Genomic DNA, 21107 nt, shown 5'->3' on the forward strand with positions numbered 1-21107 from the left:
GCGAGCAGGCTCGCACACAGGGGATTCTTGCGGGCTGTCACATAAGCATCACCAAAGCTTCATGGCGATGACACCGGGGCTACATAGCCTGACTTTGCGCAACATGGCTGCATAAAGAAAGTCGATTGGCTCAACCCCAAGACGGGTACACAGCCCGCACGGAGATTCGCTATGACTCAGATCGCCCGCATCAGCGACACCGGCAATGAACGCCGCCTGCAAGCCGAACGCCTGATCGGCGCCCAGGCACTGCAAGAAGCCCAAGCCCTGCGCTTCAACGTCTTCAGCGGCGAATTCAACGCCAAGCTCAAGGGCGCGGAAATGGGTCTGGACATGGATGACTACGATGTTCACTGCGCCCACATCGGCGTACGCGACCTGAACACCGGGCGCCTCGTGGCGACCACCCGCCTGCTCGACCACCAGGCCGCCAGCAGTCTGGGCCGTTTCTACAGTGAAGAAGAATTCAATCTCCACGGCCTGATCCACCTCAAGGGGCCGATCCTGGAAATCGGCCGTACCTGCGTCGACCCGGCCTACCGCAACGGCGGCACCATCGCGGTGCTCTGGGGTGAGCTGGCGGAAGTCCTGAACGAGGGCGGCTACAGCTACCTGATGGGTTGCGCGAGCATTCCGATGCAGGACGGCGGCATCCAGGCCCAGGCGATCATGCAACGCCTGCGCGAGCGCTACTTGTGCACCGAGCACTTGCAAGCCGAGCCGAAAAAACCGTTGCCGACCCTCGACGTACCGTCCAACGTCATCGCCGAAATGCCGCCGCTGCTCAAGGCCTACATGCGCCTGGGCGCGAAGATCTGCGGCGAGCCGTGCTGGGACGAAGACTTTCAGGTGGCCGACGTGTTTATCCTGCTCAAGCGCGACGACCTCTGCCCACGCTACGCCCGCCACTTCAAGGCAGCGGTGTGATGAGCCGGTTACGGGTGTACGCGCGTATCGCGCGAGTGCTGCTGGTGGTGGCGCTGGGCTTGACGATGGCGAGCGTGTTCGGCCTGTTCGAACGCCTGGGCCTTGCCAATTCCATGCTGCGTCGTCAGCGCTGGTCAAGATTTTTCATGGCGCGCTTGAGCAATGCCCTGCCCTTTTCCGTGACGGTCCACGGTCAGTTGCCGCAACGGCCGATGCTGTGGGTCAGCAATCACGTGTCCTGGACCGATATCCCGCTGCTGGGCATGCTCGCGCCATTGTCGTTTCTGTCCAAGGCCGAGGTGCGTACCTGGCCGGTGGCCGGTTGGTTGGCGGCCAAGGCCGGCAGCCTGTTTATCCGACGCGGTTCGGGTGACAGCCAGTTGATTCGCAAGCAGATGAGTCGTCATCTGGAGCAGGCGCATCCGCTGCTGATGTTCCCGGAAGGCACCACCACCGATGGCCGTTCGTTGCGCACCTTCCATGGCCGCCTGCTGTCGGCGGCCATCGATGCCGACGTCGCGTTGCAGCCCGTGGCGATCCGTTACTTGCGCAACGGCGAGCCTGATTCGCTGGCCCCCTTCATTGGCGATGACGACTTGCTGTCGCACCTGATGCGTTTGTTCGCCAATGATCGGGGCGACGTGCACATCCACCTGCTGCAACCCATCGCCTGCCACGGCCAGGAACGTGCAGCGCTGGCGTTCCAGGCGCAGCAGGCGGTGCACAAGGCCTTGTTCGGGACGATTCCCGAGAAACAACAAACGCCGATGCGGCCTGCGGCGATTGCGGCCTGATCCGGATTTTTGCGCGGCCCCCCTGTGGGAGCGGGCTTGCTCGTGAAGACGGCAGTACATTCAACACAGATGTTGACTGATCCACCGCCTTCGCGAGCAAGCCCGCTCCCACATTTAGTTATTTAGCGTGACCTGACTCAGCACAAAATCCTGCAACTGCGGGTAAAACAACCGAAAGTCTTCGGTCAACGGCTCATAGAGCCTGATCAACTCTTCCATCGCCCCGGTCAGTTCCTCGGGTCGGGACAGGCGGCGGGAAATGCCGCGCAGTACCTGCCCCAGCACTTCGAATTCCTGATAAGACCCCAGCCAGTCATCCGCCGCCATATACGGCGCGATCTGTGCCAGGCGCCCGGGCAATTGCGGTTCGGTGCGCAGTACCTGGTAGACGCGGGAGGTGAAATCCACCAGCGCCCCTTCGCCGTACAACGCCCAGTCCCGAGCCAGGCAGTGGTCGAAAAACACGTCCAGCACGATCCCGGCATAGCGCCGTCGCACCGTGGAAAAACGCGACAGGGCAATGTCCACCAAGGGATGGCGGTCGGTGTACATGTCGATACGCCGGTGCAGGGCAATCGCCGCTTCGATCTGCGGATCGTACTGTCCTTGCAACGGCCCTTTGACGAAGTCGCCGTAGAGGCTGCCGAGCAGTTGTTCCCGGCCGGAGCCGCCAAGGTGCAGGTGCGCGAGGTAGTTCATGACCCGCAGCTTAGCACCACCGCGCCCATATCGTTATAACCCGATATAGCGATTTGTTCGGTATTCAGATCAAATCCATATTGGTATATCGCGAAATAACGATCTAAGGTTCGCTTCATCGCGATATAGCGTTTTACTCACCTGAACTCACTACGAACCGCCCACATGACCCTTGACCTCGACGAAATAATAAAAGCACTGGCGCACCCGGTACGGCGAGACATTCTCAACTGGCTCAAAGACCCCAAGGTCCAGTTCCCTGAACAATTGCACAACCATGAGTTCGGCATCTGCGCCGGACAGATCGACCAGCGTTGCGGCCTGTCACAGTCCACGGTGTCGGCCCATCTGGCGGTGTTGCAACGGGCGGGGCTGATCACCAGCCAGAAGGTCGGTCAATGGCACTTCTTCAAACGCAACGAGGAAGTGATCCAGCAATTCCTCAAGCAAATGAGCCAAGAGCTCTGACAAGGATTCGCCATGCCCCTCTCACTCCTCATCCTGGCCCTCAGCGCCTTCGCCATCGGTACCACCGAGTTCGTCATCATGGGCCTGTTGCCCGATGTGGCGACTGACCTGGGTGTATCGATCCCCGGCGCCGGCTGGCTGGTGACCGGCTACGCCCTGGGCGTGGCCATCGGTGCTCCCTTCATGGCCCTGGCCACCGCCCGGCTGCCACGCAAGGCCGCGCTGGTGGCGCTGATGGGAATTTTCATCATCGGCAACCTGCTGTGCGCCATTGCCAGCGACTATAACGTGCTGATGTTCGCCCGGGTCGTGACCGCCTTGTGCCACGGCGCCTTCTTCGGAATCGGTTCGGTGGTGGCCGCCGGCCTGGTGGCGCCCAACAAGCGTGCCTCGGCCGTGGCGTTGATGTTCACCGGCCTGACCCTGGCCAACGTGCTCGGCGTCCCGCTGGGTACGGCACTGGGCCAGGAAGCTGGCTGGCGCTCGACCTTCTGGGCCGTGACCCTCATCGGTGTGGTAGCGCTGATCGGTCTGATCCGCTTCCTGCCAGCCAAGCGTGATGAAGAAAAACTCGACATGCGCTCGGAACTGGTAGCGCTCAAGGGAACGGGCCTATGGCTCTCCCTGGGCATGACGGCACTGTTTTCCGCCTCGGTGTTCACCCTGTTCACCTACGTCGCGCCGTTGCTGGGTGAAGTCACCGGCGTGTCGCCCCGTGGCGTGACCTGGACCCTGGTGCTGATCGGCCTGGGCCTGACCCTGGGCAATATCATCGGCGGCAAGCTGGCGGACAAGAGCCTGGCGAACACGCTGATCGGTGTGTTCGTCACCATGGCCGTAGTCTCCACCGTGTTGAGCTGGACCAGCGTGGCGCTGATCCCAACCGAAATCACCCTGTTCCTCTGGGCCACCGCCTGCTTCGCGGCCGTGCCGGCCCTGCAAGTCAACGTGGTGACCTTCGGCAAAGAGGCACCGAACCTGGTGTCCACCCTGAACATCGGCGCTTTCAACATCGGCAATGCCTTGGGCGCCTGGGTCGGCGGCAGCGTCATCGACCAGGGCCTGGGCCTGACGAGCGTCCCGCTGGCCGCCGGTGCGCTAGCGGTACTGGCACTGTTGATCACCCTGATTACTTTCCGCCAGGGCGCCAACCCCGACCTGGCTCCGGCAACTCGTTGACTTTTACCTTCCACTTTCGAGGCTTGTGATTCATGACGACTATTTTCGACCCGATCAAACTCGGCGACATCGAGCTGAAGAACCGCATCATCATGGCGCCACTGACCCGCTGCCGCGCCGACGCGGGCCGCGTGCCCAACGCGTTGATGGCCGAGTACTACGTGCAACGCGCCTCCGCCGGCCTGATCCTCAGTGAAGCCACTTCCGTCACGCCGATGGGCGTGGGCTACCCGGACACCCCAGGTATCTGGTCCAACGACCAGGTGCGCGGCTGGGCCAACGTGACCAAGGCGATCCACGGCGCCGGCGGCAAGATCTTCCTGCAACTGTGGCACGTCGGCCGGATCTCCCATCCGTCGTACCTGAATGGCGAAACCCCGGTGGCACCCAGCGCCATCCAGCCTAAGGGCCACGTGAGCCTGGTGCGTCCATTGGCCGACTACCCGACGCCACGGGCCCTGGAAACCGCTGAAATTGCCGACATCGTCGACGCCTACCGCGTAGGCGCCGAGAACGCCAAGGCCGCCGGTTTCGACGGCGTGGAAATCCACGGCGCCAACGGCTACCTGCTCGACCAGTTCCTGCAAAGCAGCACCAACCAGCGTACCGACCACTACGGCGGCTCCCTGGAAAACCGCGCCCGCCTGTTGCTGGAAGTGACCGACGCCGTTATCGAAGTCTGGGGTGCCGGCCGGGTTGGCGTGCACCTGGCGCCACGTGCCGACTCCCATGACATGGGCGACGAGAACCGCCTGGAAACCTTCAGCTACGTGGCCCGCGAACTGGGCAAGCGTGGCATCGCCTTCATCTGCTCCCGCGAGAAAGAAGGCGACGACAGCATCGGCCCACAACTCAAGCAAGCTTTCGGCGGCCCGTACATTGCCAATGAGCGCTTCACCAAGGACAGCGCCAACGCCTGGCTGGCCGAAGGCAAGGCTGATGCCGTGGCATTTGGTGTGCCTTTCATTGCCAACCCGGACTTGCCGGCACGCTTGAAAGCCGATGCGCCGCTGAATGAGCCGCACCCGGAAACGTTCTATGGAAAGGGTCCGGTGGGTTATATCGATTATCCCGTGATGTAAGCATGTAACTCAGGTCAACTGAAAAGCCCTGACTCGAAAGAGCCGGGGCTTTTTCATGCCTGCAAACTTTAAATCCGCGTCAATTATCCAGAGCAGAAATATCGAATAACAAGACGAAACTTATCCACGGTGGATTCATACATTGAACAACGCTAATAATAAAACCGGAACGACACTTCACCCACTCAAAGGATTGACGCTTATACATTCATTTCCAACAATGATTCAACACACTGACAAGTAAAGCTCGGCAAAACAACACCATCCAATCAAACACAGCAACATACCCACAATGTATGCAAGCTTCAGCGAGCCTTGCATTTATGAGAGACGCATAACCATGAATATTCTGAAAAGTTTCATCCTTGCCCTGGTACTGGGGCCCGCTATGGTTGCCAACAGCATGGCCAACACCGGCATCACCGTAGAGATTACAAACAATACCAACGGTACGTTGAGCATGACCAACCTGCTGACCGATCCGCCACAGCCTGCGGACTTTTCCTCGAACGCTTATGACGTATCGCCCAAGTCCATTCGCAATATTCATTTCGTCCATCAAAGGAGTTACACCTATCCCACAGCGGGTTGGCAGCCCACACTGAAGAAAGTCAAACCTATTGAACTCGTTATTTCTTATGCGCTGAACAATTACGACTTCGAATGCCAGATGCAAACCCGATTCCAAGCCCCAATCGTCTTTGGCGCCCTGGAACCCCGTTACCAGCCGGCCTGGAACAGTCGATCAAACTACACTGGCGATGGCAAATACACGTGCAGGACTGAAATCTCGCAAAAGATGCTCGAGCCGCCCTTCAACTACACTGTTCGCCTGATTGTCGAATAGGCCGTAGACACACGAAAGCGACGCGCGCGTTGTCAATGTGCCAACGGTTCATCTATAAAGTACCCCGCCGGGCTTGAAGTCCGTCGGGGTATTGGTCGTCAGCTATTGACACATATCGACGCAATTACGCATTTTGTTTCATTTGCGCAGGTTGGGGCTCAGGCGCAGCATATCCAGCCCGATGTCCACCCAGCGCTCGGCTTCACCAGCCAGGGCGAAGCTGTCGGGGACCAACAACCATTGGTAGAGGATGCCATCGATGTAGGCATGGAGGGCAACCGCCGCCCTTTCCGGGTCCATATCATCCGACAACTGTCCACGCTTCATTGCATTGCGCAACGACAACGCGATGCGCACATTGCAGTCGAGGCTGACTTCGCGCCGCTGCTGGCGCAAATCGCACATCTCATCGGTGAACTCGCACTTATGGAAAAGAATCTCATTGATGCGTCGGGTTTTCGGGTCCAGGGCCACCTGTTGGAACAACCGCACCAACAGCTTCCGGACGCAGCCCAACGGGTCCGGCTCCTCTTCGTTTTCACTGGCGCGGGCCAGTTCATCGAGCGGCTCGTGCAAGGTGTCGAGCATGGCCTGGAGCAGATCCGCCTTGTTGCTGAAATGCCAATAGATCGCTCCGCGCGTCACACCGGCCAGGGTCGCAATGTCGGCCAGCGTCGTGCGCGCCACGCCACGCTCGAAAAAGGCTTTTTCGGCCGCTTCGAGTATCTGGCTGCGAGTCTCCAGAGCTTCCTCTTTGGTACGACGAACCATGGCAGTAAACACCTCAATCAGGATGCATGAGCAATGCGTAAGGTCAGTTGAGCGAATCGAGCGCCCTCTCATAGAGCGAACCTTCGGTCAACAGGGCCTTTGTCAGGCTTTTGTAAAGTTGGATGGTACGCAATCTGGCTGTTTACAAACAACCATGTACGTAAGTATATTTCTTAGCAACCTACTAATTGAAAATGACACCTTTCTAACTTTCCACCTTTCGAGTGCGCCTATTGCGCGCCTGACCCGAGGATTTCCATGCAATTCAAGCCAGCTGTTACCGCTCTGGTTACCGCCATCGCCCTGGCATCACTGCTCAGCGGATGCAAAAAGGAAGAGGCGGCCCCCGCCGCACCACCCCCTCAGGTCGGCGTCGTAACCCTCAAAACCCAGCCTTTCACCTTGACGTCCGAATTGCCCGGCCGAACCAGCGCGTTCCGTGTCGCGGAAGTCCGTCCACAGGTCAACGGCATCATCCTCAAGCGTCTGTTCAAGGAAGGCGCCGACGTCAAGGCCGGCCAGCAGCTGTATCAGATCGACCCGGCCGTGTACGAAGCGACCCTCAAGAGTGCCGAAGCGAACCTGCGGTCAACCAAATCCATCGCCGATCGCTACAAGCAGTTGGTGGATGAACAGGCCGTCAGCCGCCAGGAATACGACACCGCCGTGGCCAATCGCCTCGAATCGGAAGCCAACCTGCAAACCGCCCAGATCAACGTGCGCTACACCAAGGTCTATGCGCCGATTTCCGGTCGCATCGGCCGTTCTTCGGTCACCGAGGGCGCGCTGGTCAGCAACGGTCAGGCCGACGCCCTGGCGACTATCCAGCAGTTGGACCCGATCTATGTCGACGTGACGCAGAGCTCGGTCGAACTGCTGCAATTGCGCCGTGAGCTGGAAAGTGGACGGTTGCAGAAGGCTGGCGACAATGCCGCCATGGTCAAGCTGACCCTGGAAGACGGCAGCCAGTATGCCCATGACGGCAAGCTGGAGTTTTCCGAAGTGTCGGTCGATCAGACCACTGGCTCCGTCACCCTGCGGGCCGTGTTCCCCAACCCGGACCACACCCTCCTGCCGGGCATGTTCGTTCACGCGCAATTGCAAGCCGGTGTGAACAGCGCGGCGATTCTCGCGCCGCAGCAGGGCGTGACCCGTGACCTCAAGGGCTTGCCGACCGCTTTGGTGGTAGGCCCGGACAACAAGGTCGAACTGCGTCAGCTCAAGGCCAGTCGCACCGTCGGCAGCCAATGGCTGATCGAAGACGGGCTCAAGGCTGGCGACCGCCTGATTACCGAAGGCCTGCAGTACGTGCGGCCTGGGGTTGAAGTCAAGGCCACCGAAGCCACCAACGTGAACAGCAATGCGGGCACCAACGCAGCCACCAAGAACCCGGCCCCCGCTCAGGCAGCTGACAAAGCAGCCGGCGGCAAAGGGGAGTAAACCATGTCGAAATTCTTTATCGACCGTCCGATCTTCGCCTGGGTGATCGCCCTGGTGATCATGCTGGTCGGGGCTCTATCGATCCTCAAGTTGCCGATCAACCAGTACCCAAGCATTGCACCGCCGGCCATCGCGATCCAGGTCACCTACCCGGGTGCGTCCGCGCAAACCGTGCAGGACACCGTGGTCCAGGTGATCGAGCAGCAGCTCAACGGTATCGACAACCTGCGTTATGTGTCCTCGGAAAGTAACTCCGACGGCAGCATGACCATCACCGCGACCTTCGAGCAGGGTACCAACTCCGATACCGCGCAGGTCCAGGTCCAGAACAAGCTGAACCTGGCCACCCCGTTGCTGCCGCAAGAAGTGCAGCAGCAGGGCATCCGCGTGACCAAGTCAGTGAAGAACTTCCTGATGGTGATCGGCGTTGTATCGCGCGATGGCAGCATGACCAAGGACGACCTGTCCAACTACATCGTGTCCAACATGCAGGACCCGATTTCGCGCACGGCCGGTGTCGGTGACTTCCAGGTCTTCGGCGCCCAGTACGCGATGCGGATCTGGCTCGACCCGGCCAAGCTGAACAACTATGCCCTGACCCCGGTGGACGTCAAAACCGCCATCGCCGCGCAGAACGTCCAGGTGTCCTCCGGCCAGCTCGGCGGCCTGCCTGCCCTGCCCGGCCAGCAACTGAACGCCACCATCATCGGCAAGACCCGCCTGCAGACCGCTGAACAGTTCAAGGCGATTCTGCTCAAGGTCAACCCGGATGGCTCGCAAGTGCGCGTCGGTGACGTCGCCGATGTCGGCCTGGGTGGCGAGAACTACAGCATCAGTGCCCAGTTCAACGGCGCCCCGGCTTCGGGCCTGGCCGTCAAACTGGCCAACGGTGCCAACGCCCTCGACACGGCCAAGGCCCTGCGCAAGACCATCAACGACCTCAAGCCGTTCTTCCCGCAAGGCATGGAAGTCGTGTTCCCCTACGACACTACGCCAGTGGTGAGCGAGTCGATCAAGGGCGTGGTGGAAACCCTGGTGGAAGCTGTCGCGCTGGTATTCCTGGTGATGTTCCTGTTCCTGCAGAACTTCCGCGCCACCATCATCACCACGATGACCGTGCCGGTTGTGCTGTTGGGTACGTTCGGGATCCTCGCGGCGTTCGGTTTCAGCATCAACACCCTGACCATGTTCGGCATGGTGCTCGCCATCGGCTTGCTGGTGGACGACGCTATCGTCGTGGTGGAAAACGTCGAACGGGTAATGAGCGAGGAAGGCCTGTCGCCCAAAGAGGCAACGAAAAAGTCCATGGGCCAGATCCAGGGCGCGCTGGTGGGTATTGCCCTGGTGCTTTCGGCGGTACTGCTGCCGATGGCGTTTTTCGGCGGTTCCACCGGTGTGATCTATAAACAGTTCTCCATCACCATCGTCTCAGCCATGGCCCTGTCGGTACTGGTGGCGCTGATCTTCACCCCGGCGCTCTGCGCGACCATGCTCAAACCCATTGCCAAGGGTGACCATGGCGTGGAGAAGCGTGGGTTCTTCGGCTGGTTCAACCGCAACTTCGACCGCAGCGTGCAGAGCTACGAGCGGGGTGTCGGCAATATCCTGCGCCATAAAGCGCCGTACTTGCTGGTCTATCTGATTATCGTCGTCGGTATGATCTGGCTGTTCATGCGCATTCCGGCGTCTTTCCTCCCCGAGGAAGACCAGGGGGTACTGTTTGCCCAGGTCCAGACGCCAGCCGGGTCCAGCGCCCAGCGCACCCAGGTGGTGGTGGACAAGATGCGTGAGTACCTGCTGCGTCCAGGCAAGGATGGCGGTGAAGGCGATGGCGTGGCCTCGGTGTTCACCGTGACCGGCTTCAACTTCGCCGGCCGCGGCCAGAGCTCGGGCATGGCCTTCATCATGCTCAAGCCGTGGGAAGAGCGTAACGCCGATAACAGCGTGTTCAAGATCTCCGCCCGCGCCCAGCAACACTTCTTCACCTTCCGCGACGCCATGGTGTTCGCCTTTGCCCCTCCGGCGGTGTTGGAGCTGGGTAACGCCACAGGTTTCGACGTGTTCCTGCAGGACCGTGCCGGCGTCGGCCATCAGAAGTTGATGGAAGCGCGTAACCAGTTCCTGGGCATGGCGTCCCAAAGCAAGGTACTGGCCCAGGTGCGTCCGAACGGCCTGAACGACGAGCCGCAATACCAACTGGAAATCGATGACGAGAAGGCCAGCGCCCTGGGCGTGACCATTTCGGATATTAACAACACCCTGTCGATTGCCCTGGGCAGTAGCTACGTCAACGACTTCATCGACCGTGGTCGGGTGAAGAAGGTGTATGTCCAAGGACAGGCAGGCGCTCGCATGAGCCCTGAAGACCTGCAGAAATGGTACGTGCGCAACAGCGCGGGAACCATGGTGCCGTTCACCGCGTTTGCCAAGGGCGAGTGGATATACGGCTCGCCGAAGCTGTCCCGTTACAACGGCGTGGAAGCGATGGAAGTGCTCGGCACCCCGGCCCCGGGCTACTCCACCGGTGAAGCCATGGCTGAAGTCGAGGCCATCGCCAAGAAGCTGCCGGCCGGTGTCGGTATTTCCTGGACCGGCCTGTCGTATGAAGAACGACTGGCGGGCTCCCAGATGCCGGCGCTGTTCGCGCTGTCGATCCTGATGGTGTTCCTCTGCCTGGCGGCGTTGTATGAGAGCTGGTCGATCCCGATTGCGATCGTGCTCGTGGTGCCGCTGGGGATCATCGGTGCGTTGATGGCGACCAGCTTGCGCGGTCTTTCCAATGACGTGTACTTTCTGGTCGGTCTGTTGACCACCATCGGCCTGGTCGCGAAAAACGCCATCCTGATCGTCGAGTTCGCCAAGGAACTGCACGAGCAAGGCAAGAGCCTGCAGGAGGCGGCCATCGAGGCTTGCCGGATGCGACTGCGGCCGATCATCATGACTTCGCTCGCGTTTATCCTCGGCGTGGTGCCCTTGGCAATTTCCACAGGCGCCGGCTCGGGTAGCCAACATGCCATCGGTACCGTGGTGATCGGCGGGATGATCACCGCCACCGTCCTGGCGATCTTCTGGGTGCCGCTGTTCTTCGTGGCCGTTTCGTCGATAGGTCGTCGCAAAAAGGACGACACCCCTGAAACCATTAAAGAGGCTGGGCAATGAGCAAGTCGTTACTCTCTCTGACCATCGCCGCCGTCGTGCTCAGCGGCTGCTCGCTGATCCCCGATTATCAGCGGCCCGAAGCACCGGTCGCGGCGCAATACCCGCAAGGTCCTGCCTACGAGCCGGCCAAGGCGGCCGGCCAGGCGGCCGCAGAACAAGGCTGGAAGCAGTTCTTCCATGACCCGGCCCTGCAACAGTTGATCCAGGTTGCCCTGGAAAACAACCGCGACCTGCGCGTCGCGGCACTGAACATCGATGCCTACGCCGCGCAGTACAACATCCAGCGCGCGGACCTGTTCCCGGCGGTCTCGGCCACGGGTTCCGGCAGCCGCCAGCGGGTACCGGCACGGGCCTCGCAGACCGGACAAGCAGCCATCAGCAGCTCCTACTCGGCCACCCTGGGCATCAGTGCCTATGAACTGGACCTGTTCGGTCGGGTTCGCAGCCTGAGCGAGCAAGCGCTGCAAAGCTACTTCGCCACTGAGGAAGCTCGCCGCAGTACCCAGATCAGCCTGGTGGCCAGCGTCGCCAACGCCTATCTGACCTGGCAGGCCGACAAGGAACTGCTCAAGCTGACCCAGGAAACCCTGGGGACCTACGAGCAGAGCCTCAAGCTGACCACCCGCAGCGCCGATGTCGGCGTCGCCTCGGCGCTTGACCTGAGCCAGGCGCGCACGGCGGTGGAAAACGCCCGTGTGCAACTGGCCCGCTACACCCGCCAGGTAGCCCAGGACGAAAACAACCTGACCCTGCTGCTGGGCACCGGCCTGCCGGCCAACCTGAACACGCAACCGCTGAGCAACGACCTGCTCAGTGAAGTGCCGGCCGGGTTGCCGTCGGACTTGCTGCAACGTCGTCCGGACATTCTCCAGGCCGAACACAACTTGCTGGCCGCCAACGCCAACATCGGCGCCGCGCGGGCCGCGTTCTTCCCGAGCATCAGCCTGACGGCCAACGCCGGCACGCTGAGCCCGGACCTGTCCGGCCTGTTCAAGGGCGGCTCGGGCACCTGGACCTTCGCCCCGCAGATCAACCTGCCGATCTTCAACGCCGGCAGCCTGCGGGCGAGCCTGGACTACGCCAAGATTCAGAAAGACATCAACGTCGCTCAGTACGAGAAGTCGATCCAGACGGCATTCCAGGAAGTCTCCGACGGCCTGGCCGCGCGCCAGACCTACAACGAGCAGTTGCAGGCCCAGACCGATTTCGTCGCCGCCAACCAGGATTACTACCGCCTGGCCGAGCGTCGCTATCGCATTGGTGTCGACAGCAACCTGACCTTCCTCGACGCCCAACGCCAGCTGTTCAGCGCTCAACAGTCGCTGATCACCGACCGCCTCGCGCAATTGACCAGCGAGGTCAACCTGTACAAGGCGCTGGGTGGTGGCTGGAATGCCGAGACGGGCAAGAACGAGCCGGTGAAGGAAGAAGCGCCGAAGATGAAATTGTTCTGACTTGATGCTTGAACGCTGAAACACGAAGCCCACCGAGAGGTGGGCTTTTTGTTTGGGTTCTACAGAGTTGTGTGGGAGCAAGGCTTGCCCGCGAAGAAGGCGACATGGTCATTCTCCTGTGGGAGCGAGCTTGCTCGCGATGGTGGCCTGACAGGCGGCCGGGGGGGTTGTTTACTGAGTACATATCCATTACTGCGGTAACGGCCACTTAGGGTTTCGCCCTGACGGCGACTTACTTTCTTTCAAACGCCAAAGAAAGTAAGCAAAGAACGCTGGCCCCACCACTCGGCACCTCGCCTACGCTCGGTGTGCCCTCACTCCGGCATTGCTCCGTGGGCCCGCCGCGAAGGGCCATCCATGGCCCAGCGCGGCTATCCCGGCATCCATGCCGGGATGCCCACTGCGCAATGCCTGCGTTCGGCCAGCGTGGTTAATGGGGCATTCAAGATCAAAAGCAAAAGCAAAAGCGCGTGATCAACTGAAGTACTGTCATCGCGAGCAAGCTTTGCTCCCACAGCCCAGCTGGGGGATAGCCCCACTTGGCTAACGCGGGTCGACGATATCCAACGCACGATTAGCCAATAGCTCACTCAATTCAACCATCTGCGCCACGCCCAATGCGACATGCCGCCGCGAGCCTTCCAGATCGAACGCCAGATCATTGACCATGGCATTGGCCGAGGCCAGGGTTTCGCTGAGATTCGCCAGCAGAGACTCGGTGTCGAGGGTATCGATGACGGTGAAAACTTGAGTTGAGGTTTTGGGCTTGGGATCAGGGTGGGTGCCAAGATGGAAATCGAGTGCTCGGTCTGCTGCCTCTTGGAGTTTGTCTGGATCGGGGTCGTTGTAGGGGAAAGCGCCTCCAGCTGGCGAAGAGGTTTGATGTTTGTTCATAACGGAGCTCCTGTTTCAATTGGAGCCGAGACGTATAGTCCGGCACTGGCGCCTAACAAATTCGGCGGGCTTGCAGTCCCGGTCGCTGAATGGGCAGCGACACAAAAAGGCTAGAGGCACGGCTTCCGAGCGACAACCTTAAAAGCTTGTCGGAAAAATCGACGCGTCTGTCAGACCGTCCACGAGCCCTGTGGGAGCGAGCCTGCTCGCGATAGCGGAGGACCAGGCACAGCTGTGTTGTCTGACACGCCGCTATCGCGAGCAGGCTCGCTCCCACAGTTTTTTTGGGTTGAGCTCAGGTGTTTTTGCCGTTCGATAATCGCCCAAAACCGATAATCGCCAATTGAAGCGATCCCGGCCTGCCCTTCACCATCCCTCGCACACAACAAGAACGACAGGTTCCTCGCCATGACCACACGCCCCGCCTCGCCCGGCTGATCCTCAGCCATCTACCCGTTGGTTCCACCGTTTCGTCTGCAACCCAGGTTTGCGGCAGCGGTTCTTCTCGTCCATAAAAAAAACAGAGACACGCCCATGAAGTCCACACAGCATTTGTTCCCTAGCCTCATCGCCGTTGCCCTGGCCGGTTCCGCCCTGCCTGTCTTGGCCGCAGAGTCGGGGTTTGTCGAAGATGCGAAGGTCAATCTCAACCTGCGTAACTTCTACTTCAACCGCAACTTCACCAACCCGAACAACGCCCAGGGCAAGGCCGAGGAATGGACCCAGAGTTTCATCCTCGACGCCAAGTCCGGTTTCACCCAGGGCCCAGTGGGGTTCGGCATGGACGTGTTGGGGCTGTACTCGATCAAGCTCGATGGCGGTAAAGGCACCGCTGGCACCCAGTTGCTGCCGGTCCACGATGACGGTCGCCCGGCCGATGACTTCGGCCGTTTGGGCGTGGCCCTGAAGGCCAAGGTGTCGAAGACCGAATTGAAGGTCGGTGAATGGATGCCGGTGCTGCCGATCTTGCGTTCCGACGACGGCCGCTCCCTGCCGCAAACCTTCCGCGGCGGCCAGGTGACCTCCACCGAGATCAGCGGCCTGAGCCTCTATGGCGGTCAGTTCCGCGGCAACAGCCCGCGCAACGATGCGAGCATGGAAGACATGTTCATGAACGGCCGCCCGGCCTTCACCTCCGACCGCTTCAACTTCGGCGGCGGCGAATATGCCTTCAACGACAAACGCACCCAGGTCGGCGTCTGGTACGCGGAACTGAGCGACATCTACCAGCAACAGTATTTCAACCTGACCCACAGCCAGCCCATCGGCGACTGGACCCTGGGCGCCAACCTCGGTTACTTCACCGGCAAGGAAAACGGCAGTGCCCTGGCCGGCGACCTGGACAACAGAACCGCGTTCGCCATGCTCTCGGCCAAGTACGGTGGCAACACCTTCTACGTCGGCCTGCAGAAACTCAGCGGCGACGATGCCTGGATGCGTGTCAACGGCACCAGCGGCGGCACCCTGGCCAACGACAGTTACAACTCCAGCTACGACAACGCCAAGGAAAAATCCTGGCAACTGCGCCACGACTTCAACTTCGCCGCTGTCGGTGTGCCGGGCCTGACGTTGATGAACCGCTACATCAGCGGTGACAACGTGCACACCGCCACGGTGGACGATGGCAAGGAATGGGGACGCGAGACCGAACTGGCCTACACCGTGCAGAGCGGCGCGTTGAAGAGCCTCAACGTGAAATGGCGTAACTCGACGCTGCGGCGGGACTTCAGCACCAATGAGTTCGATGAGAACCGGTTGATTGTCAGCTATCCGATCAGTTTGTTGTAAGAGCCAGCAGCGCAGGCGGCGGCTAATTAATGTGGGAGCGGGCTTGCTCGCGAAGACGCAGGCACATTCAGCATCATCGCCAACTGACCCACCGCTTTCGCGAGCAAGCCCGCTCCCACAGGGGATTGGTGGCGTGTGCAGTATCGACGGTCGTCGAAGATTCAATGTGGGAGCGGGCTTGCTCGCGAAGGCGCAGGTACATTCAGCATCATCGCCAACTGACATACCGCTTTCGCGAGCAGGCTCGCTCCCACAGGGGATTGATGGCGGCCTTAAGTTCGGGACTCAACCCCGAGCTCATCCCACACCGACTCGGCCAGGTGGAACGTGGCGTTGGCGGCAGGAATGCCGCAGTAGATGGCGCTCTGCATGATCACCTCCTTGATCTCGCCACGGCTCACACCATTGTTGGCGGCGGCACGCAGGTGCAGTTTGAGTTCTTCGTTGCGGTTCATGCCGATCAGCATGGCGAGGGTGATCAGGCTGCGGGTGTGGCGCGGCAGGCCCGGGCGGGTCCAGATGTCGCCCCAGGCGTGACGGGTGATCATCTCCTGGAATTCGCTGTTGAACTCGGTCAGGGCATCGAGGCTGCGATCAACGTGGGCATCGCCCAGCACTGCGCGGCGGACTTGCATGCCTTCGTCGTAACGTTGTTTCTCGTCCACAAAAAACTCCTCAGGCGTCGAGCAGAAAATCCAGCACCCGCGTACTGAACGCAGCGCTGGCCTGAACATTGGAAAGGTGTGCGGCACGGAACTCGGCGTACTGCGCCCCGGCGACCCGCTCTTGGATAAAATGCCCGCCCGACGGCGGCGTCACCGCGTCTTCTGTACCGGCAATCACCAACAGCGGCACATGGATCGACGCCAACTGCTCGCGGAAGTCGGCATCACGCACCGCCGCACAGTTGGCGGCATAGCCCTGAGGCGAAGTGGCAGCAAGCATATCGGTGATTTTCTGGGCCTTTTCTGGATAAGCCTCGGAGAAATCCGGCGTAAACCAACGGACAATCGAGGCATCCCGCAGCGCCACCATGGCCGCCTTGCCGTCACGCAGTACGGTTTCGATGCGTGGGTTCCACATCGATGGGTCACCGATCTTGGCCGCGGTGTTGCACACCACCAGCTTGTGCAGCCGCTCGCCGGCGTTGATGCCCAGCCACTGGCCGATCAGACCGCCCATGGACAAACCGCAGAAGTGCACCTTGTCGATACCCAGCGCATCGAGCATCGCCAGCACATCGCGACCCAGTTGTTCGATGCTATAAGGCCCTTCGGTGACCAACGACCGGCCGTGACCACGGGTGTCGAAACGCAGTACGCGAAAGTGCTCACTGAACGCTGCTACCTGCTCGTCCCACATGTTCAGGTCGGTCCCCAATGAATTGGACAGTACCAACACCGGGGCGTCTTGCGGCCCGTCGAATCGATAGTTCAGTTCGCCGTCGGCGAGTTTGACGAATCCCACAACAGTCTCCTTTCAGACCTTCAAGGCAAGGTGTTCGGCCACTGCCCGGGCGACCCAGGTCTGGGCCTGGCCGAGGTAATGGGCGGGGTTGAGCAAATGATCGAGTTCGGCCGCGGACAAGTGTGCGCAAACCTGGGATTCGTCCCCCAATACGTCGCGCAGGTGACGCTGTTCGGCCACCGCACGCTTGCAGCACTGCTCCAGTAGATGGTGCGCGGTGTCGCGTCCGACACGCTGGGCCAGGACGATGCTCACCGCTTCGGCCAGCACCAGGCCCTGGGTCAGGTCGAGGTTGCGAGCCATGCGCGCCGCGTCCACCTCCAGCCCTTCCGCCAGCAACCGCGCCTGTTGCAGGGCACCGGACACCAGGCAGCAGATCTCCGGCAGGGTTTCCCATTCGGCATGCCAGAGGCCCAGGCTGCGCTCATGCTCCTGGGGCATCGCACTGAACAGCGTCGACAACAATCCAGGCACCCGCGTTGCCGCACCAATCAGTACCGCCGCGCCCACCGGGTTGCGCTTGTGGGGCATGGTCGACGAACCGCCCTTGCCCGGTGCCGACGGCTCGAACGCCTCGCCGGCCTCGGTCTGCATCAACAGGCTGATGTCGCGGCCGAGCTTGCCCAGGCTACCGGCGATCAGGCCCAGCACCGAGCCGAACTCCACCAGTCGGTCGCGCTGGGTGTGCCAGGGTTGTTCCGGCAGCCCCAGTTGCAGCTCGGCGGCCAGGGCTTCAGCGACAGGCAGCGCCTGTTCGCCCAATGCGGCGAGCGTTCCGGAGGCACCGCCGAATTGCAGCACCAACAAGCGCGGCTTGAGTTCCGACAGACGCTGGCGGCTGCGGGTGATCGCTCCCAGCCATCCGGCGATTTTCATGCCCAGGGTCACCGGAGTCGCATGTTGCAACCAGGTGCGCCCGGCCAACGGTGTAGCGGCGTAGCGCTCGGCTTGTCGGGCGAGGATAACCGCCAGTTGCGCCAGCTCCCCCTCGATCAGTGCCAGCGCCCGGCGCAGCTGCAAGACCAGGCCGCTGTCCATCACGTCCTGGCTGGTAGCACCCAGGTGCACGTAACGCTCGGCCTCGGCGCTCTGGCTGGCGATGCGCTTGCCCAATGCCTTGACCAGCGGAATCGCCGAATTGCCGGCACTGGCAATCGCTTCGCCCAATGCCGAAAAATCGTACAACCGGGCCTGACAGGCCCCCTCGATGGGAGCCACCACGTCCTGGGGGATCAGCCCAACCCGCGCTTCGGCCCGGGCCAGTGCCGCCTCGACGTCGAGCATGGCTTGCACCCGGCCGGCATCGCAGAACACCTCGCGCATGTCGCGGGCGGTGAAGTAGGCATCGAACAGCTGATTGCCCGGTCGTTCGTTCATAAACAGTCCTAGGGTGTCAAAGGTCGTGATGCAAATACGTCGGTTGCTTCGGCAGACGCAGGCTGAACAGGAACGCCACCACCATCATGACCGTGACGTACCAGTAAAAGGCGTTTTCCATGCCTTGGGCTTTCAGGCTCAAGGCAACGTACTCCGCCGAACCGCCAAAAATCGCATTCGCCACCGCGTAGGCCAACCCTACTCCCAGGGCCCGCACTTCGGGTGGAAACATTTCAGCTTTTACCAGGCCGCTGATGGAGGTGTAGAAGCTGACGATTGCCAGAGCCAGGGTAATCAGGACGAACGCCAGGAATGGGCTGCTGATGCTTTTGAGGGTCAACAGGATCGGCACCGTGCACAAGGCCCCCAACGCGCCGAACCAGAGCATGGAGTTACGGCGACCGATCTTGTCCGCCAGCATGCCGAACAGCGGTTGCATGCACATGTAGAGAAACAGTGCGCCGGTCATGATGTAACTGGCGGTCTTGGCATGCAGGCCCGCCGTGTTCACCAGGTATTTCTGCATGTAGGTGGTGAACGTATAGAAAATCAGCGAGCCGCCGGCGGTGTAGCCCAGCACGGTGATGAACGCGGCCTTGTGGTCGCGAAACAGAGCGGCGATGCTGCCGGCATCCTTGTTCTCGCGCATTTCCTTGCTGCTGGTTTCCTTCAGGGAGCGGCGCAGGAACAGGGAAATCAATGCGGCCACGGCACCGACCACGAAGGGAATCCGCCAGCCATAGGCACGCAGTTCGTCTTCGTTGAGGAACTGTTGCAGGATCACCACCAGCGACACGGCCAGCAGTTGCCCACCGATCAGCGTCACGTACTGGAACGACGCGAAAAAACCGCGCTGGCCCTTGAGGGCGACTTCGCTCATGTAGGTGGCGGTAGTGCCGTACTCACCGCCCACCGACAAACCTTGGAGCAAGCGGGCGAACAACAGCAACACCGGCGCCCAGACGCCAATGTCCTTGTAGGTGGGCAGGCAGGCGATGAGCAACGAGCCGAAGCACATCATCAGCACCGAAATCATCATCGAATTCTTGCGCCCGTGACGGTCTGCCACCCGGCCGAAAATCCAGCCGCCGATCGGCCGCATCAGGAACCCGGCGGCGAAGACACCGGCGGTGTTGACCAGTTGCACCGTGGGGTTGTCGGACGGGAAGAACGCCGGCGCGAAATAGATCGCGCAGAACGCATAGACGTAGAAGTCGAACCATTCGACCAGGTTGCCGGAGGAGGCGCCGACGATGGCGAAGATGCGCTTGCTGCGTTCTTCGCCGGTGTAGTGGCTGGTTAAGGTGGTCATGGATTATTCACTCTTGGGGAATCGACAAAGTCTAGACACACTTCGTAACAGCCCCGTTCCACAGTATCGCCTTGTGGGAGCGAGCCTGCTCGCGACAGCGGTGCATCAGTTGCCAGCGATACCGGCTGACCTGACGCCATCGCGAGCAGGCTCGCTCCCACAGATAAAGCCATCAGTAGTCGAAGAACACCGTCTCGGCATCCGTCCCCTGCAGAATCACATTCCACTGGTACACGCCCGACGCATCGGGTTTGCTCACGATGGTGGCGCGACGTTCTTCAGGTACGCAGGCCAGCAGCGGGTCGGCTTCGTTGGCCGGTTCGCCGTCGAAATAGATACGCGTCAGCAGGTGCTTGACCAAGCCACGGGCGAAGACCAGTACCACCAGGTGCGGGGCCTGTGTCGTGCCGCCCAGGCCCGGCACGGTGCCCGGCTTGATGGTGGTGAACCGGAAGCGCCCCTCGGCGTCCACCGGCACCCGACCGAAACCTTCGAAATGCGGGTCCAGGGGTTTGTCCTGATCGTCTTCAGGGTGGGCGTATTTACCGGCGGCGTTGGCCTGCCAGACTTCCAGCATCGCGTCGTTGACGAACTCGCCGTTGCCGTCGATCACCTGCCCGGTGATCGCCACGCGCTGGCCGAGGGTTTGGGCGACGGTCATGTCTTCGCGGTTCAACCAGGTCAGGCCGATGTGGTAGTAAGGGCCGACGGTATGGGACGTGGTGGCGGTAAGCGTCATCTTATTTCTCCATCGGCGTGGCGTCGCGGCCACGCAAGACGATGTCCCAGCGATAACCGAGGGCGTAGTGAGGGATGGTTTTTTCCAGGTCGAAACTGGCGATCAGGCGCTCCTTGGCGCTGGTGTCCGGCACGCAGTTGTAGATCGGATCGTAGGCCAGCAGCGGGTCGCCGGGGAAATACATCTGGGTCACCAGGCGCGTCAGGATGCTCGGCCCGAACAACGAAAAATGGATATGCGCCGGGCGCCAGGCATTGTGGTGGTTGCCCCAGGGGTAGGCGCCGGGCTTGATGGTCTGGAACTGGTACCAGCCGTCGGCATCCGTGATGGCGCGACCGGTGCCGGTGAAATTCGGGTCCAGCGGCGCATCGTGTTTATCGCGGTCATGGTTGTAGCGACCGGCGGCGTTGGCCTGCCAGATCTCTACCAGAATGCCCGGCACGGGATGGCCGTTCTCATCCAGCACACGCCCATGAATGATGATCCGCTCCCCCAGGGGTTCGCCGGCATGCTGGGCGGTCAGGTCGTTGTCGTTCTCCTGCACACGGTCGGCGCCGATGATCGGGCCGGTGATTTCCGACAGCGAGTGAGGCAGATGCACCAACGGCTTGGACGGCGAGCGCAGGTTGGTGGACTGATACGGCGGGTGCAGGTACTCCGGCTGGGTGCCCGCTTGGGGGCGACGGTAACCAGGCTTGTCAGTCATGAAG

19 protein-coding genes are annotated in these 21107 nt (G+C 61.0%); 10 read left to right on the forward strand and 9 right to left on the reverse strand.

All coding sequences use genetic code 11. The features are described from left to right. Positions 1–171 precede the first annotated feature (171 nt). Positions 172–927, forward strand: coding sequence for an L-ornithine N(alpha)-acyltransferase (gene olsB, locus FBY02_RS16470; RefSeq protein ID WP_144929259.1), 756 nt, complete (start codon positions 172–174; stop codon positions 925–927). Continuing rightward, positions 927–1721, forward strand: a complete 795-nt coding sequence (locus FBY02_RS16475) for a lysophospholipid acyltransferase family protein (protein ID WP_144929261.1) — start codon at positions 927–929, stop codon at positions 1719–1721. The genes olsB and FBY02_RS16475 overlap by 1 nt, the downstream gene beginning before the upstream one ends. A 114-nt stretch (positions 1722–1835) precedes the next feature. Here the strand turns inward: FBY02_RS16475 and FBY02_RS16485 are convergent, their stop codons facing one another. Beyond that, complete coding sequence (locus FBY02_RS16485) at positions 1836–2420, reverse strand: ACP phosphodiesterase (RefSeq protein WP_144929263.1); 585 nt, start codon at positions 2418–2420, stop codon at positions 1836–1838. Positions 2421–2585: 165 nt separating this feature from the next. On the opposite strand from FBY02_RS16485, the gene FBY02_RS16490 reads away from it, so the two are divergent. The 4 genes from FBY02_RS16490 (at position 2586) to FBY02_RS16505 (ending at position 5996) form a co-directional block, all read left to right on the forward strand. Continuing rightward, complete coding sequence (locus FBY02_RS16490) at positions 2586–2888, forward strand: helix-turn-helix transcriptional regulator (protein WP_003198672.1); 303 nt, start codon at positions 2586–2588, stop codon at positions 2886–2888. A gap of 12 nt (positions 2889–2900) precedes the next feature. Next, positions 2901–4067, forward strand: a complete 1167-nt coding sequence (locus FBY02_RS16495) for an MFS transporter (protein ID WP_144929265.1) — start codon at positions 2901–2903, stop codon at positions 4065–4067. 32 nt (positions 4068–4099) lie between these two features. Next, complete coding sequence (locus tag FBY02_RS16500) at positions 4100–5149, forward strand: alkene reductase (protein WP_144929267.1); 1050 nt, start codon at positions 4100–4102, stop codon at positions 5147–5149. A 340-nt stretch (positions 5150–5489) separates the two neighbouring features. Beyond that, positions 5490–5996 carry a hypothetical protein gene (locus FBY02_RS16505; protein ID WP_144929269.1) on the forward strand — a complete coding sequence of 169 codons (507 nt, stop codon included), beginning with the start codon at positions 5490–5492 and terminating at the stop codon, positions 5994–5996. Positions 5997–6134: 138 nt separating this feature from the next. Here FBY02_RS16505 and FBY02_RS16510 read toward each other — a convergent pair whose 3' ends face one another. Continuing rightward, a complete protein-coding gene (locus tag FBY02_RS16510) occupies positions 6135–6767 on the reverse strand; it encodes a TetR family transcriptional regulator (protein ID WP_144929271.1) in 633 nt (210 codons plus the stop codon). Positions 6768–7025: 258 nt separating this feature from the next. Between FBY02_RS16510 and FBY02_RS16515 the strand changes: the two genes are divergently transcribed. Genes FBY02_RS16515 through adeC form a run of 3 tightly spaced genes read left to right on the forward strand, consistent with a single transcriptional unit; the run spans position 7026 to position 12820 of the window. Then, the gene (locus FBY02_RS16515; RefSeq protein WP_144929273.1) at positions 7026–8207 is read left to right on the forward strand and encodes an efflux RND transporter periplasmic adaptor subunit; all 1182 of its coding nucleotides are present in this window, start codon (positions 7026–7028) and stop codon (positions 8205–8207) included. A 3-nt stretch (positions 8208–8210) separates the two neighbouring features. After that, positions 8211–11366 (forward strand): efflux RND transporter permease subunit EmhB, encoded by a 3156-nt coding sequence (gene emhB / locus FBY02_RS16520; RefSeq protein ID WP_144929275.1) that lies wholly within the window; start codon positions 8211–8213, stop codon positions 11364–11366. Next, positions 11363–12820: an AdeC/AdeK/OprM family multidrug efflux complex outer membrane factor gene (gene adeC / locus FBY02_RS16525; RefSeq protein ID WP_047701819.1), complete on the forward strand. Its 1458-nt coding sequence runs from the start codon at positions 11363–11365 to the stop codon at positions 12818–12820. Before emhB ends, adeC begins: the two co-directional genes overlap by 4 nt. 543 nt (positions 12821–13363) lie before the next feature. Here the strand turns inward: adeC and FBY02_RS16530 are convergent. After that, entirely contained in the window at positions 13364–13714 is a 351-nt protein-coding gene (locus FBY02_RS16530) for a DUF6124 family protein (protein ID WP_144929277.1), read from the reverse strand. 534 nt (positions 13715–14248) lie between these two features. Here FBY02_RS16530 and FBY02_RS16535 point away from each other — a divergent pair. Further along, positions 14249–15502, forward strand: a complete 1254-nt coding sequence (locus FBY02_RS16535) for an OprD family porin (protein ID WP_144929279.1) — start codon at positions 14249–14251, stop codon at positions 15500–15502. A 272-nt stretch (positions 15503–15774) separates the two neighbouring features. On the opposite strand, the gene pcaC is transcribed toward FBY02_RS16535, so the two are convergent. The 6 genes from pcaC to pcaH form a co-directional block, all read right to left on the reverse strand. Then, positions 15775–16167, reverse strand: a complete 393-nt coding sequence (gene pcaC, locus FBY02_RS16540; RefSeq protein ID WP_144929281.1) for a 4-carboxymuconolactone decarboxylase — start codon at positions 16165–16167, stop codon at positions 15775–15777. Positions 16168–16177: 10 nt separating this feature from the next. Then, positions 16178–16969: a 3-oxoadipate enol-lactonase gene (gene pcaD / locus FBY02_RS16545; protein ID WP_144929283.1), complete on the reverse strand. Its 792-nt coding sequence runs from the start codon at positions 16967–16969 to the stop codon at positions 16178–16180. Positions 16970–16981: 12 nt separating this feature from the next. Then, positions 16982–18346 (reverse strand): 3-carboxy-cis,cis-muconate cycloisomerase, encoded by a 1365-nt coding sequence (locus tag FBY02_RS16550; RefSeq protein WP_144929285.1) that lies wholly within the window; start codon positions 18344–18346, stop codon positions 16982–16984. Between the two features lie 16 nt (positions 18347–18362). Next, positions 18363–19658, reverse strand: a complete 1296-nt coding sequence (locus FBY02_RS16555) for an MFS family transporter (protein ID WP_047701827.1) — start codon at positions 19656–19658, stop codon at positions 18363–18365. A 172-nt stretch (positions 19659–19830) separates the two neighbouring features. Next, positions 19831–20397, reverse strand: a complete 567-nt coding sequence (gene pcaG / locus FBY02_RS16560) for a protocatechuate 3,4-dioxygenase subunit alpha (protein ID WP_144929287.1) — start codon at positions 20395–20397, stop codon at positions 19831–19833. 1 nt (position 20398) lies between these two features. Then, complete coding sequence (gene pcaH, locus FBY02_RS16565) at positions 20399–21103, reverse strand: protocatechuate 3,4-dioxygenase subunit beta (RefSeq protein ID WP_144929289.1); 705 nt, start codon at positions 21101–21103, stop codon at positions 20399–20401. Positions 21104–21107 lie beyond the last annotated feature (4 nt).

Source organism: Pseudomonas sp. SJZ078 (genome assembly GCF_007828255.1).
In the GTDB taxonomy this organism is placed as follows: Bacteria; Pseudomonadota; Gammaproteobacteria; order Pseudomonadales; family Pseudomonadaceae; genus Aquipseudomonas.

Coding starts and splice junctions, on each gene's coding strand:
- FBY02_RS16555 (WP_047701827.1), bottom strand. CDS start 19,658: ATGACCACCTTAACCAGCCACTACACCGGCGAAGAACGCAGCAAGCGC.
- FBY02_RS16530 (WP_144929277.1), bottom strand. CDS start 13,714: ATGAACAAACATCAAACCTCTTCGCCAGCTGGAGGCGCTTTCCCCTAC.
- FBY02_RS16515 (WP_144929273.1), top strand. CDS start 7,026: ATGCAATTCAAGCCAGCTGTTACCGCTCTGGTTACCGCCATCGCCCTG.
- FBY02_RS16490 (WP_003198672.1), top strand. CDS start 2,586: ATGACCCTTGACCTCGACGAAATAATAAAAGCACTGGCGCACCCGGTA.
- FBY02_RS16485 (WP_144929263.1), bottom strand. CDS start 2,420: ATGAACTACCTCGCGCACCTGCACCTTGGCGGCTCCGGCCGGGAACAA.
- FBY02_RS16510 (WP_144929271.1), bottom strand. CDS start 6,767: ATGGTTCGTCGTACCAAAGAGGAAGCTCTGGAGACTCGCAGCCAGATA.
- FBY02_RS16535 (WP_144929279.1), top strand. CDS start 14,249: ATGAAGTCCACACAGCATTTGTTCCCTAGCCTCATCGCCGTTGCCCTG.
- emhB (WP_144929275.1), top strand. CDS start 8,211: ATGTCGAAATTCTTTATCGACCGTCCGATCTTCGCCTGGGTGATCGCC.
- olsB (WP_144929259.1), top strand. CDS start 172: ATGACTCAGATCGCCCGCATCAGCGACACCGGCAATGAACGCCGCCTG.
- FBY02_RS16550 (WP_144929285.1), bottom strand. CDS start 18,346: ATGAACGAACGACCGGGCAATCAGCTGTTCGATGCCTACTTCACCGCC.
- FBY02_RS16500 (WP_144929267.1), top strand. CDS start 4,100: ATGACGACTATTTTCGACCCGATCAAACTCGGCGACATCGAGCTGAAG.
- FBY02_RS16495 (WP_144929265.1), top strand. CDS start 2,901: ATGCCCCTCTCACTCCTCATCCTGGCCCTCAGCGCCTTCGCCATCGGT.
- pcaH (WP_144929289.1), bottom strand. CDS start 21,103: ATGACTGACAAGCCTGGTTACCGTCGCCCCCAAGCGGGCACCCAGCCG.
- adeC (WP_047701819.1), top strand. CDS start 11,363: ATGAGCAAGTCGTTACTCTCTCTGACCATCGCCGCCGTCGTGCTCAGC.
- FBY02_RS16475 (WP_144929261.1), top strand. CDS start 927: ATGAGCCGGTTACGGGTGTACGCGCGTATCGCGCGAGTGCTGCTGGTG.
- FBY02_RS16505 (WP_144929269.1), top strand. CDS start 5,490: ATGAATATTCTGAAAAGTTTCATCCTTGCCCTGGTACTGGGGCCCGCT.
- pcaG (WP_144929287.1), bottom strand. CDS start 20,397: ATGACGCTTACCGCCACCACGTCCCATACCGTCGGCCCTTACTACCAC.